Genomic DNA, 12004 nt, shown 5'->3' with positions numbered 1-12004 from the left:
GCGGTGCCACCCTTGGGCGGCGGCGACGGCCGCTGCTAGGCTGAACGTGTTGCTGACCCCGTACGGGAGAGTGCCCGCGCATCCGGCTCGGGCCGCCGAAGGAGCAATCCCTCCCCGAAACAACCTCTCAGGCACAGTGGACCGTACGGGCGAGACCACTCTGGAAAGCAGGGACCCACACGTCCCTCGCCGAAGGTGCAAGCCACGCCGAGCGCGTGGTGAAGCTCTCAGGCACAGATGACAGAGGGGGAGGATGGCAACGCCTATGCACGACACGACGCCCATCCTCTCGGGAGTGCCCATGTCAGAGCCCACCTCCGCGCCGCGGCCGACCGCGCTGCGCGCGATCCACGAGAAGGCCGGTGCCGCGCTCGTCGACTTCGCCGGTTGGCTCATGCCCCTGCGCTATGACAGCGAGACCGCCGAGCACAAGGCCGTCCGCGAGGCCGCGGGCCTCTTCGACCTCTCTCACATGGGCGAGATCCGACTCACGGGCCCGGACGCCGCCCGAGCCCTGGACCACGCCCTGGTCGGACACCTGTCGCAGGTCAAGCCGGGCAAGGCCCGGTACACGATGATCACCAACGCCGACGGCGGCGTCATGGACGACCTCATCGTCTACCGGCTCGACGAGGAGGAGTACCTCGTCGTGGCCAACGCCGCCAACGCCGACGTCGTCGCCGAGGCCCTCCTCGAACGCGCCGCCGGGTTCGACGTGAAGGTCACCGACGAGTCCGCCGAGTACTCGCTCATCGCCGTCCAGGGCCCGCGCGCCGTGGAGATCCTCGCGCCGCTCACCGACGCCGACCTGGACTCGATCCGCTACTACGCCGGGTACGAGCACACCGTCGCCGGAGTGCCCGCCCTGCTGGCCCGCACCGGTTACACCGGCGAGGACGGCTTCGAGATCTTCGTCCGGCCCGCCGACCGCGCCGTCGAGGTGTGGGAGGCCCTCGCGGCCGCCGGCGCCGACAAGGGCCTGGTCCCCGCCGGGCTGTCCGCCCGCGACACCCTGCGGTTGGAGGCGGGCATGCCGCTGTACGGGCAGGAGCTCACCTCCGACCTCACCCCCTTCGACGCCGGGCTCGGCCGCGTGGTCAAGTTCGACAAGGAGGGCGACTTCGTCGGCCGGGCCGCCTTGGAGGAGGCCGCCCGCACCGCGCGCCCCCGCCGCCTCATCGGTCTCGTAGCGCGCGGACGCCGTCCGCTGCGCCGAGGCCAGGACGTCCTGCGCGACGGCGCGGTCGTCGGCTCCATCACCAGTGGCGCGCCCTCTCCCACCCTGGGCCGCCCCATCGCCATGGCCTACGTGGACGGCGAACTCGACACCACGACCGGAGCGTTCACCGTGGACGTGCGCGGTCGGGGCGAGGACGTCGACGTGGTCGAGCTGCCGTTCTACCAGCGGCAGGCGTAGACGTGGGTCCCGCACCAACGGGACCTCGGCGCCTCGCACGGCGGAACCCCGGACCGGGGTCGGCACGGGCGGAGCGCGATCAGGCGTAGGCCGGGCCGGGCGGCCGTCATCCGGCGGCGCGGCAGGAATGAAGAGAACCTCCAAGGAGAGTTGAAGTGAGCGTTCCCACGGAGCTGGGTTACACCGCCGAACACGAGTGGGTCTCGATCGAGGACGGGGTCGCCACGGTCGGCATCACGGCGTTCGCCGCCGAGTCCCTCGGCGACATCGTCTACGTCGAGGCCCCCGCCACGGGGACCGCGGTGAGCGCGGGCCAGACCTGCGGCGAGGTGGAGTCCACCAAGTCCGTCAGCGACGTCTACTCCCCCGTCGATGGCGAGGTCGTCGAGGTCAACGCGGACCTGGAGGGCGAGCCCGAGTCCATCAACTCCGACCCCTACGGCGCGTGGCTGTTCAAGGTGCGCCTGTCCGGGGAACCCGCCGCCCTGCTGTCCGCGGAGGAGTACACCAAGCTGACCGAAGGCGAGGACTGACCCCCGATGGCCACCGACAACACGCTCAACAAGAGCCTGAGCGAACTCGACCCGGAAGTATCGGCCGCGGTCGACGCGGAACTGGCCCGCCAGCGCGACACCCTTGAGATGATCGCCTCGGAGAACTTCGCTCCGCAGGCCGTCCTCGAAGCGCAGGGCACCGTCCTGACCAACAAGTACGCCGAGGGCTACCCGGGCCGCCGCTACTACGGCGGCTGCGAGCACGTCGACGTGATCGAGCAGCTCGCCATCGACCGGGCCAAGGACCTGTTCGGCGCCGAGCACGCCAACGTGCAGCCGCACTCGGGCGCCCAGGCCAACACGGCCGTGTACTTCGCCCTGCTCAAGCCGGGCGACACCATCCTCGGTCTGGACCTGGCCCACGGCGGCCACCTGACCCACGGGATGCGGATCAACTACTCCGGCAAGGTCCTCAACGCCGTGGCCTACCACGTGCGCGACGAGGACGGCACCGTCGACTACGACGAGGTCGCCGCCCTGGCCAAGGAGCACCAGCCGAAGATGATCATCGCCGGCTGGTCGGCGTACCCGCGCCGGTTGGACTTCGCCCGGTTCCGGGAGATCGCCGACTCCATCGGGGCGCTGCTCATGGTCGACATGGCGCACTTCGCCGGTCTGGTCGCCGCGGGCCTGCACCCCAACCCGGTGCCGTTCGCCGACGTGGTCACCACCACCACGCACAAGACCCTGGGCGGTCCGCGCGGCGGTCTGATCCTCACCAAGGCCGAGCTGGCCAAGAAGATCAACTCCGCGGTGTTCCCCGGCATGCAGGGCGGCCCGCTGGAGCACGTGATCGCGGCCAAGGCCGTGGCGCTGAAGGTGGCGGCGGGCGAGGAGTTCGCCGACCGTCAGCGTCGCACCGTGTCCGGCGCCAGGCTGCTCGCCGAGCGTCTGACCCGCCCGGACGCCGCCGAGGTCGGCGTCAAGGTGGCCTCCGGGGGGACGGATGTGCACCTGGTGCTGGTGGACCTGGTGAACTCCGAGCTCAACGGCCAGGAGGCCGAGGACCGGCTGCACTCCATCGGCATCACGGTCAACCGCAACGCGGTGCCCAACGACCCGCGACCGCCGATGGTCACCTCGGGTCTGCGGATCGGCACCCCGGCGCTGGCCACGCGCGGTTTCGGTGACGAGGACTTCGCCGAGGTCGCCGACGTCATCGCCGAGGCGCTCAAGCCGGAGTTCGACGCCGCGTCGCTGCGCGCCCGGGTGCGGGCGCTGACCGAGAAGTACCCGCTCTACCCCAACCTGTAGGGCCCCGCCGTGCGGGGCCGCCGGCCCCGCACGGCGTTCGTCCGGCAGGTACGGTCCCTGTGCTCAACGAGGAGGACAGACCCTTGGCCATCAGCGTGTTCGACCTGTTCAAGATCGGTATCGGACCGTCCAGTTCGCACACCGTCGGCCCGATGAAGGCCGCGCGCACGTTCGTCACCCGACTGCGCGAGGACGGACTCCTGGGCGACGTGGCGCACGTGCGCGCGGAACTGTACGGATCGCTCGCCCTGACCGGCAAGGGCCACGGCAGCGACACCGCCGTGATCCTCGGCCTGCTCGGCCACACCCCCGAGGGGGTGGACGTGGAGGCGGTGCCCGCGCTCGTCGAGAGGGTCCGCGGGGAACGCTCCATGGCCCTGGGCGGCCCGGACGGGCCCCGAGTGGGCTTCGACCCGGCCGTGGACGTGGACTTCCGCCGCAAGGAGAGCCTGCCCGACCACCCCAACGGGATGCGGTTCATCGCCCGGGACTCCACCGGCGCCGACCTGGCCACCAAGGTGTACTACTCCGTGGGCGGCGGGTTCGTCGTGGACGAACGGGCCGCCGGTTCCGACCGGATCAAACCCGACGACACCGTGCTCCCGCACCCGTTCGACAGCGCCGAGGAGCTCCTGGGGCTGTGCGCGGAGACGGGCATGTCGATCAGCGCGATCATGCTCGCCAACGAACGCGCCTTCGGCCGCACGAACGCGCAGATCACCGACGAACTCCTGGAGATCTGGTCGGTCATGCGCCAGTGCGTGCGGCGCGGGGTGACGACCGAGGGCACGCTGCCCGGCGGCCTTCGGGTACCGCGCCGGGCACACCGGCTGTACCGGCAGCTCGGCGGGAACTGCGACGCCTCGGGGCTGCTCGCCCCGACCACCGCCGACCCGGACCCGATGCGCGGCAGCGACTGGATCACCCTCTACGCGCTGGCGGTCAACGAGGAGAACGCCGCGGGCGGCCGGGTGGTGACCGCACCCACCAACGGCGCGGCCGGGATCGTCCCGTCGGTGCTGCACTACTACACGCACTTCAGTCCGGGCGCGGGGGACGAGGGCGTGGTCCGCTTCCTGCTGACCGCGGCGGCGATCGGCATCCTGTTCAAGCAGAACGCGTCGATCTCCGGCGCCGAGGTGGGCTGTCAGGGCGAGGTCGGCTCGGCGTCGTCCATGGCGGCGGCCGGTCTGGCGGAGGTGCTGGGCGGCACCCCGGCCCAGGTGGAGAACGCCGCGGAGATCGCCATGGAGCACAACCTGGGGCTGACCTGCGACCCCATCGGCGGTCTGGTGCAGGTGCCGTGCATCGAGCGCAACGCCCTGGCGTCGGTCAAGGCCATCAGCGCGGCCCGCATCGCCCTGCGCGGCGACGGCAGCCACTTCGTGTCGCTGGACAAGGTCATCAAGACCATGAGGGACACCGGCCGCGACATGCACGACAAGTACAAGGAGACCTCGCGCGGCGGCCTCGCCGTCAACGTCATCGAGTGCTGACGCACCCGGCGGTTCAGGACGCCGCGTGGAACGTGCGCAGAGCCGCCGCGATGTCCTCGATGTCGTCGAGCCCTCCCGTGGCGACGTCGAGGACGAAGCGCTCGGCGCGGTCCACGTCGACAGGGTCCGCCAGGGGCTTTCCGTTCACTTCGAGGAAGACGGCCGTGGAGTTCCACGCGGCTCGCTTGTTGCCGTCCAGGAACACGTGGTTCCTGGCCAGGGAGTGCATCAACGCGGCGGCCTTCTCGAAGATGTCCGGATAGTGCTCGTCCCCGAACGAAGACCCCTTCGGGCGGTGGACGGCGCTCTCCAGAAGCCCGTGGTCACGGACCACGGCAGCGCCCTGCTGCTCCTGGGCCAGAGCCATGGTGGTGATGTCGGTGACCATCGCCGAGTCCAGGTAGAAGACGTCCTCCACCTACTTGGCGAGCCTCTCGTTGAGTTCGGCGGAGAGGGTGGTGACGCGCCGTGCCGCTGCCAGGAAACGACGGCGGCGGATCTCGGCGAGCATGCTCTCCCGCATCTCCTGGACCAGTTCCTGCGGTGGCCGCTTCTCAGCGGCGGCGGTCTGACGGATCTGCTCCGCCTCCGCCTCCGTGAACTCGATACCGAGTACCGACATGCTCGCCCCCTTTCAAGGTACGACCCGCCGCCAGGATACCCGAGGATGCCCAAACGCCGGGAGACGTTGTGGATCCGTATCGCTGGACAAGGTCATCAAGACCATGAGGGACACCGGCCGCGACATGCACGACAAGTACAAATCGTCTCCGCGCCCCCGGCGGGGTCGGCCACCCCGCCGGGTGAGAATCCGGCGAAGAAGGGCCTGGCGAGCAGCAGCACGAAGGCGTCCCCGTTGACGAGCATCGAGGTGCCGTTCTCGTCGGAGAAGTCCGGGTCGAACTCGAACCCGAGCCCGCCGAAGAAGGCGCGGGAGGCCTCCAGGGAGGCCACGGGGAGGTTCACGATCAGCTGTTTCGTCATGTGACGAAGGTAACGAACGCCCCCGACGTTCCCCGGTACGACCCGCCCCGACCCCGGCGATCCCACGGAAGCACGGACCTCCGTCCCCCCGTCCCCTCAAGGCCCGCCGAGCACTCCGACCCGGCGCGGCGCCCCGGGACGGGACCGACGACCCGCACCCCGGTCCTCGCGGGCGATGCGCCTCGGACCGGCGGGATCGGTGACCCCTGACCCCTGACCCGTGCCCGCCCCGCCCTCGGGGAGGGCGGGCGCAGGTCAAGTCAGGTCAGGTCAGGTCAGGCGAGACTGCGCCGGGGGTTCTTGGCCGGTGCGGTCATGGACATCCGCACCACCGCCGGGATCCGTTCCAGCTCCAGGGAGCGGCGCAGGTTGGCCAGCGCATCGGAGCGCACCCGGCGCCACACCCCGGTGACGTCGGCGTCGTCCTCCAGGGTCAGGGACAGACGCAGGTGCGGCTCGTCGGCCGACTCGGTGAGGCGGGCCCGCGCCCGGCGCACCCCGGGGTAGTCGGCGACCTCCTGCTCCAGGGCTCCGCGCGCCACGCTCTCGGACATCTCGACGCGCCCCTCCTCGCCCCGTTCCAGGACCAGCCGGCCGACCGTGTCGTTGAGGCCCTGCACCATCAGCCAGCGCAGTGCCAGGAACGCGACCACGAAGGCGACCGCCACCGCCGCGTAAGGAGCCCACGGACTCCCCAGGACCGCCATGGCCGCGTCGTCGAGCAGGCTCCCCTCCGCCACCCGCGACCCGAACAGTCCCCGTCCGGCGGCGAACGCCACGGCGCCTCCGGCCAACAGCACGATCCCCACCAGCAGCAGTCCCTGCCGGTTGCCCCGGGCCGATCGGCGCGCCCTGTCCCGTGCCATGGTCATCCCTCCGCGTAACGGACGTGGGTGGCGATCCGCATGCTTCGCAGGGGCGCCAATTCCTCCAGCCGCCGTTCCACGGCGGCGGTCACCTCCGCCGGCAGCCCCGGCGACTCCCGCAGCCCGGTGCGCACGTGCACCCGGATGCGGCTGCCGCGCACGTGCACCCCGACGTGGTCGACCCCGCTGACGTCGTGGGCGGCGGCGGTCACCGCGCGGCGCAGCGCGCTGCGGGTCATCCCCACCACCAGCGCGGGGTCGTCGGTGCGCAGCGCCGTCCAGTGACCGCGTCCCGGGGCGAGAGCGGCGACGATCAGGACGAGCCCGATCACGGCCACCAGCGCCGAGGCGATCTGCACGGACGGCTGCGACCAGGTGGTGGTCTGCGCGTACCCGGTCGCGCGGTCGACCGGGAAGAGCCCCAGCGGGCTGCCCGCCAACGCCGCGATGACCTCGGCGGCCGCGACGACGGCGACGACGAGGATCACGAACCCCGTGATCACCGCGGGCCATGAACGACGGGGCCGGAACGTGTGGACGGCCACTCTTCTGGCCGCCCGGTCGACCCCCTGGTCGGGACGGCCGAGCACCTCTTCCACGGTGGTCATCACAACTCCTAGCGCGGCGGCCCCCGACCGGGTCGGAAAGGGCGGACCTTCCCGACCCGTGGTCGTGGAGCGGTGGAACGGCGCGATCAGCGCACCGTTTCGGCGATCTCGATGTCGATGTGGTGGACCTGTTTGCCAGTGGTGTGCTCGACCCGGTCCCGGACCCGGGAACGGACGAGCGCGGCGATCCTTCGGACGGGTTCGGGGTAGTCCACGGCGATCCGCAGGCGCAGCAGGACAATGTCCCCGCTCACGCGGGCGCGCACCGACCGCCCGCGCGTCGCGCGGGCCCCCTCGACCTCGCCCACGGCCCGGGCGGCGGTCTTCTCTATGACCGCGTTCGCGATGTCCGTGCGCCCCCCGGGGCCGTGCGCGACCTCGGAACGGACGTGCCTCCCGGGGCCCTCCGACCGTTCCCGTTGTCGGGGAACGTCCTGGGTGCGTGTTCCGGGCACGCTCACCCCTTTCAGGCCGAACGGCGCGAGAACATCTCGCTCAGGTCGATGTCACCCTCCATCGCCCGGCCACCGACGAATCCGGCCAGGCCGAGGACCAGTACGAGTGCGAACGCCGTGAATCCGCCGAACGCGCCGGCCAACCCCAGTACCGTCCCGTAGGACAGTCCGACTATGGGCCACATGGCCTCCCCCTTCCTTGTGTCCAGCGCTCATCTCGTATGCGGCCGGGTGCCCGCGGCGCCGACGACCACGTCCTCCACTGAGATGTGGACGACGCGGCCGCCGGCCAGCGGTGCGAGCCCTCGCCGGAGCTCGGTCGCGATCTCCGGCAGCGGGCGCCCGAAGTGGACCACGACGCCGACCTCGACGGTGTCGGAGCGCACCGCCACCCCTCGGATCCGCCCCCCGGGCACGGAGGTGGACAACGTCCCGAAGCCCCCGCTGGACAGCCTCACCACGTCCGGTGAGAGCAGAGCCGCCTCGGCCACCCGCCGGGCGATCGTTCCGGGGTCGTCGACGCCGTTCATCACTACTGGACCCGAGGTCCGGAGTCGGCCTCTGCGTCTTGGCCGTCGTCGTCATCGGGCAGGTGGATGTCGCCCACCCTGATGTTGATCTCGGTGACTTCGAGACCGGCCATCCTCTCGATGGCGTTGGTGACGTTGCGGCGCACGGCCGCGGCGAGGTCCTGGATGGCGGTCCCGTACTCCACGACGAGGTCGATGTCGACGGCGGCCTGCCGTTCACCGACCTCCACGGAGACTCCGCGCGCCGCCGACGAGGCGTCCCCGCCGCCGGTCATGGCGTCCCTCACCACGCCCATGGCACGGGCCGCCCCGCCGCCCATCGCGTACACGCCGCCGATCTCACGCGCGGCCATGCCGGCGATCTTGGCGACGACCCCGTCGGCGATCTGGGTGTGGCCGCCCTCGTTCGAGGCGTCCCCGGTCCGGTTCGCCTCACGGGCCCCCGGCACCCTGGTCTCGGTCCTGGTGTCCGACACTGGTCCCCCTACGCAGTGTGCAGATGAGCCCGTGTCCCGGGCTCCGGTCGTGTGAGCGACGTCAGCGCTTGAAGACGTCCTTGATCTTCTCGCCGGCGTTCTCGATGACCTCTTCGGCCTTCTCCTTGAACCCCTCGGCCTTGTCCTTGGCCTTGTCGGCGGTGTCCTTGGCGCCGGCCTTGGCCTGGTCGATCTTGCCCTCGGCCTGGACGGAGCGGTCACCGGTCGCCTTGCCGTAGGCCTCCTTGGCCTTGCCGGCGACGTCGTCGAAGTTCTTGCCCATGTGCGTACACGCCTCCCCGCCCGGGGGATCCCACCCCGGGGATTACGGACCGAAACCCGTGGATCACTCCGCTGAGCGACCGAACGGGTTTCGAACTAGTTCACACCATATACACACTGTGAGTAGTCGACAAGGCACTTGGAGTAAGGTGTTGCAGGTCAGAATAGGTAATGACATCCCCATCCCTGCCCCAAGCCCGCTCCGAAAACCCTGCCCCGGACAGAAAACGAAGGGGCGCCCGAAGGCGCCCCTGGTTCGTCCGAAAATCGACGCGGGTCGACTCACCCGAAGACGACGGTCTTGTCCCCGTTGAGGAGGACCCGACGCTGCGCGTGCCAGTTGACCGCGCGCGCCAGCGCCACCGACTCCAGGTCCCGACCGATCGCCGTGAGCTGCTCGGGGCTGTGCGTGTGGTCGACCCGGGACACCTCCTGCTCGATGATGGGCCCCTCGTCGAGGTCGGCGGTGACGTAGTGGGCGGTGGCCCCGATGAGCTTCACGCCCCGCGAGTGCGCCTGGTGGTAGGGCCGGGCGCCCTTGAAGCTCGGCAGGAAGGAGTGGTGGATGTTGATGATCCGGCCCGACATCTTGGCGCACAGCTTCTCGGACAGCACCTGCATGTAGCGGGCCAGCACCACCAGGTCCACGTCGTAGGAGCCGACCAGTTCGAGCAGCCGGGCCTCCTGCTCCCCCTTGCTCTGCGGGGTCACCGGCAGGTGGTGGAAGTCCACCCCGTAGGAGTCGGCCAGGAACTCCAGGTCGGGGTGGTTGGAGACGACCGCGGCGATGTCGATGTCGAGCAGGCCGCTGCGGTGACGGTAGAGCAGGTCGTTGAGGCAGTGTCCGAACTTGGACACCATCACGAGCATGCGCGGGCGCACGTCGCGCGCGCTGAGCGTCCACTCCACGAACGCGTCGCCATGGCCGAAGTCCCCGGCCAGCGCGGCGAAGGCACCGCGCAGGGCGTCCTCCCCGACGACCCCGTGCCCGCCCTGCTCGGCCACGAACTGCATGCGCAGGAAGAAGCGGCCGGTGTAGTGGTCTCCGTACTGCTGGCTCTCGGTGATGTTGCAACCGTGGTCGGACAGCAGATTGGCCACCGCCGCGACGATGCCGCGGCTGTCGGGGCACGACAGCGTCAGGATGTACTCGCGCTCGCTCATGGGAAGACAACCGTTTCTGGGGTCGGACCGGCCGTGCGGCCGTGACGTCCCAGGATATCCACCGGGTGTCGGTCGTGGGCGGCTCCGACCGAGACCGGTCGCAGTTCACACCCGTTCCGTGCGCACCGCGGGTTCCGGGAACCCGTCGGCGATCATCCGATTCCGGCCAGGGAATATGAAAAGTATTCATGTTCTGGCATGCTCGGAGTCATGACAAGCCTGCGTGAGAAGTACGAGGCCGCGACGCGCGAACTCCAAGCCCCCTTCGCCATGGTCGACCTGGCCGCCTTCCGCGCCAACGCGGCCGCCCTCACCCGCCGCGCGCACGGCCGACCCATCCGGGTCGCCAGCAAGTCCGTGCGCTGCCGCGCACTGTTGCGCACCGCGCTGGAAACGCCCGGCTACGAAGGCGTCATGGCCTTCACCCTGCCCGAGGCGCTCTGGCTCGCCCAGGACGACCCCGGCGGTCCCCTCGGCCGCGACATCCTCGTCGCCTACCCCACCGCCGACCTCGACGCCCTGGTCCGCCTGGCCGCCGACCCCGCGGCGGCCCGCGTCATCACCCTCATGGTGGACGACACCGCCCACCTCGACCTGATCTCCCGGGCCGTCACCGCCGCCGAACACGAGGGGGCCCGCCCCTCCGACGCGCCCCCCGTCCGGGTGTGCCTGGACATCGACACGAGCTGGCAGCCCTTCGGCCCCCGGATGCGCGTGGGCAGCCTGCGCTCCCCCGTGCGCACCCCCGCCCAGGCCGCCGACCTGGCCCGCGCCGTCGTCCGCCGCCCCGAACTGCGACTCGACGGGATCATGGCCTACGAGGCCCAGATCGCCGGAGTCGGCGACGCCCCCGCCGGCCGCCCCCTCTACGGTCGCCTGCTGCGCACCGTCCAGCACCGCTCCGCCGTCGAACTCGCCAAACGCCGGGCCGCCATCGTGCGCGCCGTGCGCGAGGTCGCCCCGGTGCGCTTCGTCAACGGCGGAGGCACCGGCAGCCTGCACACCACCGGCCGGGAGAAGGCCGTCACCGAACTCGGCGCCGGCTCGGGGCTCTACCACCCCCACCTGTTCGACCACTACCGGTCGTTCGAGGGCCGCCCGGCCGCGCTGTTCGCGCTGCCCGTCGTGCGCCGTCCCGCCCGCGGCGCGGTCACCGCCCTGGGCGGCGGCTACCTCGCCTCGGGGCCCGCCGACGCGCTCCGCCTGCCCCTCCCCCACCTGCCCGCCGGCCTGGCCTACAGCGCCAAGGAGGGCGCCGGCGAGGTCCAGACCCCACTGCTGGGCGCCGTCGCCGACACCCTGGAGATCGGCGACCGGGTGTGGATGCGTCACACCAAGGCGGGCGAACTGTGCGAACGCTTCGACACCCTGCACCTCATCGACTCCGACACCGGCACCTACGTACGCGCCGTCCCCACCTACCGGGGTGAGGGCAGGACCTTCCTCTGACCCCCGGACACGACCGAAGGGCCCGTGCGCGAGCACGGGCCCTTCGACATGGGACTATGCGCGCCTGCGGCGCACGATCAGGGCCACCACGCCCACCGCGATGACCGCGCCCACACCCACCGCGAGGATCATCGCTTCGGGGGGGAGCTGTCCGCGGGACTGGTAGGTGGTCACGACCTCGTCGTCGCCCTTGAGGAGGATGCTGCCCTCCCGAGGCTCGACGAGGTGGCTCTCCACCCGTACCGCGCCACCACCGACGACCAGGGCGCGGGCCTCGTCGACCAGCCGTCCGCCCTTCTCCTTGACCCGGTTGATCTGTCGCCGTGCGATGTTCGCGGGCTTGGCCTGCACCACCAACTCGTCGATGGTCTCGGCGAGCCGTCGCTGCTCGCGGTTGATCTCGGCCTCGATATCGGCCGGAGTCCGGCGCGGTTCGGTGTCGCCTGCCGCCATCTGGGCTGCCTCTCTC

General features: G+C 71.0%; 16 protein-coding genes, 1 pseudogene and 1 riboswitch. Of the genes and pseudogenes, 5 read left to right on the top strand and 12 right to left on the bottom strand.

The genetic code is table 11. From position 1 onward, the window contains the following. The first annotated feature begins 53 nt into the window (after positions 1–53). Positions 54–154, top strand: a riboswitch (glycine riboswitch). 147 nt (positions 155–301) lie between these two features. From gcvT to PWG71_RS00190, 4 genes are all read left to right on the top strand, one after another. Further along, positions 302–1417 (top strand): glycine cleavage system aminomethyltransferase GcvT, encoded by a 1116-nt coding sequence (gene gcvT, locus PWG71_RS00205; protein WP_274807387.1) that lies wholly within the window; start codon positions 302–304, stop codon positions 1415–1417. A 155-nt stretch (positions 1418–1572) separates the two neighbouring features. Next, the gene (gcvH, locus tag PWG71_RS00200) at positions 1573–1950 is read left to right on the top strand and encodes a glycine cleavage system protein GcvH (protein WP_274807386.1); all 378 of its coding nucleotides are present in this window, start codon (positions 1573–1575) and stop codon (positions 1948–1950) included. A 6-nt stretch (positions 1951–1956) separates the two neighbouring features. Beyond that, complete coding sequence (locus PWG71_RS00195; protein ID WP_274807385.1) at positions 1957–3225, top strand: serine hydroxymethyltransferase; 1269 nt, start codon at positions 1957–1959, stop codon at positions 3223–3225. Between the two features lie 83 nt (positions 3226–3308). Next, complete coding sequence (locus PWG71_RS00190) at positions 3309–4721, top strand: L-serine ammonia-lyase (RefSeq protein ID WP_274807384.1); 1413 nt, start codon at positions 3309–3311, stop codon at positions 4719–4721. A 13-nt stretch (positions 4722–4734) separates the two neighbouring features. Here the strand turns inward: PWG71_RS00190 and PWG71_RS00185 are convergent, their stop codons facing one another. The 11 genes and pseudogenes from PWG71_RS00185 to purU form a co-directional block, all read right to left on the bottom strand. Then, a complete protein-coding gene (locus tag PWG71_RS00185; protein WP_274807383.1) occupies positions 4735–5139 on the bottom strand; it encodes a type II toxin-antitoxin system death-on-curing family toxin in 405 nt (134 codons plus the stop codon). Beyond that, a complete protein-coding gene (locus PWG71_RS00180; protein ID WP_274807381.1) occupies positions 5140–5343 on the bottom strand; it encodes a hypothetical protein in 204 nt (67 codons plus the stop codon). Between the two features lie 260 nt (positions 5344–5603). After that, positions 5604–5705 (bottom strand): annotated as a pseudogene (locus tag PWG71_RS28730) (glyoxalase); the annotation flags it as partial. Positions 5706–5980: 275 nt separating this feature from the next. Next, positions 5981–6571: an alkaline shock response membrane anchor protein AmaP gene (locus PWG71_RS00170; RefSeq protein WP_274807379.1), complete on the bottom strand. Its 591-nt coding sequence runs from the start codon at positions 6569–6571 to the stop codon at positions 5981–5983. 2 nt (positions 6572–6573) lie between these two features. Further along, positions 6574–7179 carry a DUF6286 domain-containing protein gene (locus PWG71_RS00165; RefSeq protein WP_274807378.1) on the bottom strand — a complete coding sequence of 202 codons (606 nt, stop codon included), beginning with the start codon at positions 7177–7179 and terminating at the stop codon, positions 6574–6576. Between the two features lie 86 nt (positions 7180–7265). Beyond that, on the bottom strand, positions 7266–7634 hold the full coding sequence (locus tag PWG71_RS00160) for an Asp23/Gls24 family envelope stress response protein (protein ID WP_274807377.1): 369 nt from the start codon (positions 7632–7634) through the stop codon (positions 7266–7268). A gap of 11 nt (positions 7635–7645) precedes the next feature. Continuing rightward, positions 7646–7819 carry a hypothetical protein gene (locus PWG71_RS00155; RefSeq protein ID WP_274807376.1) on the bottom strand — a complete coding sequence of 58 codons (174 nt, stop codon included), beginning with the start codon at positions 7817–7819 and terminating at the stop codon, positions 7646–7648. Positions 7820–7846: 27 nt separating this feature from the next. Continuing rightward, on the bottom strand, positions 7847–8164 hold the full coding sequence (locus tag PWG71_RS00150) for a hypothetical protein (protein WP_274807375.1): 318 nt from the start codon (positions 8162–8164) through the stop codon (positions 7847–7849). Between the two features lie 2 nt (positions 8165–8166). Continuing rightward, positions 8167–8640 (bottom strand): Asp23/Gls24 family envelope stress response protein, encoded by a 474-nt coding sequence (locus PWG71_RS00145; RefSeq protein WP_274807374.1) that lies wholly within the window; start codon positions 8638–8640, stop codon positions 8167–8169. A gap of 61 nt (positions 8641–8701) precedes the next feature. Further along, a complete protein-coding gene (locus PWG71_RS00140; RefSeq protein ID WP_274807373.1) occupies positions 8702–8923 on the bottom strand; it encodes a CsbD family protein in 222 nt (73 codons plus the stop codon). Between the two features lie 281 nt (positions 8924–9204). Beyond that, positions 9205–10086: a formyltetrahydrofolate deformylase gene (purU, locus tag PWG71_RS00135; RefSeq protein ID WP_274807372.1), complete on the bottom strand. Its 882-nt coding sequence runs from the start codon at positions 10084–10086 to the stop codon at positions 9205–9207. 210 nt (positions 10087–10296) lie between these two features. On the opposite strand from purU, the gene PWG71_RS00130 reads away from it, so the two are divergent. Continuing rightward, the gene (locus PWG71_RS00130; RefSeq protein ID WP_274807371.1) at positions 10297–11535 is read left to right on the top strand and encodes an alanine racemase; all 1239 of its coding nucleotides are present in this window, start codon (positions 10297–10299) and stop codon (positions 11533–11535) included. Positions 11536–11589: 54 nt separating this feature from the next. Here PWG71_RS00130 and PWG71_RS00125 read toward each other — a convergent pair whose 3' ends face one another. After that, complete coding sequence (locus PWG71_RS00125; protein WP_274808088.1) at positions 11590–11988, bottom strand: DUF3618 domain-containing protein; 399 nt, start codon at positions 11986–11988, stop codon at positions 11590–11592. Between the last annotated feature and the right edge of the window lie 16 nt (positions 11989–12004).

Source organism: Nocardiopsis sp. N85, assembly GCF_028882275.1.
Lineage (GTDB): Bacteria > Actinomycetota > Actinomycetes > Streptosporangiales > Streptosporangiaceae > Nocardiopsis > Nocardiopsis lambiniae.
This window is presented reverse-complemented; position numbering and strand designations above follow the sequence as displayed.

Bases quoted from the DNA above. Each gene is read 5' to 3' on its own strand.
- gcvT (WP_274807387.1), top strand. From the start codon at position 302: ATGTCAGAGCCCACCTCCGCGCCGCGGCCGACCGCGCTGCGCGCGATC.
- PWG71_RS00195 (WP_274807385.1), top strand. From the start codon at position 1,957: ATGGCCACCGACAACACGCTCAACAAGAGCCTGAGCGAACTCGACCCG.
- PWG71_RS00180 (WP_274807381.1), bottom strand. From the start codon at position 5,343: ATGTCGGTACTCGGTATCGAGTTCACGGAGGCGGAGGCGGAGCAGATC.
- PWG71_RS00170 (WP_274807379.1), bottom strand. From the start codon at position 6,571: ATGGCACGGGACAGGGCGCGCCGATCGGCCCGGGGCAACCGGCAGGGA.
- PWG71_RS00165 (WP_274807378.1), bottom strand. From the start codon at position 7,179: ATGACCACCGTGGAAGAGGTGCTCGGCCGTCCCGACCAGGGGGTCGAC.
- PWG71_RS00155 (WP_274807376.1), bottom strand. From the start codon at position 7,819: ATGTGGCCCATAGTCGGACTGTCCTACGGGACGGTACTGGGGTTGGCC.
- PWG71_RS00150 (WP_274807375.1), bottom strand. From the start codon at position 8,164: ATGAACGGCGTCGACGACCCCGGAACGATCGCCCGGCGGGTGGCCGAG.
- PWG71_RS00140 (WP_274807373.1), bottom strand. From the start codon at position 8,923: ATGGGCAAGAACTTCGACGACGTCGCCGGCAAGGCCAAGGAGGCCTAC.
- purU (WP_274807372.1), bottom strand. From the start codon at position 10,086: ATGAGCGAGCGCGAGTACATCCTGACGCTGTCGTGCCCCGACAGCCGC.
- PWG71_RS00130 (WP_274807371.1), top strand. From the start codon at position 10,297: ATGACAAGCCTGCGTGAGAAGTACGAGGCCGCGACGCGCGAACTCCAA.
- PWG71_RS00125 (WP_274808088.1), bottom strand. From the start codon at position 11,988: ATGGCGGCAGGCGACACCGAACCGCGCCGGACTCCGGCCGATATCGAG.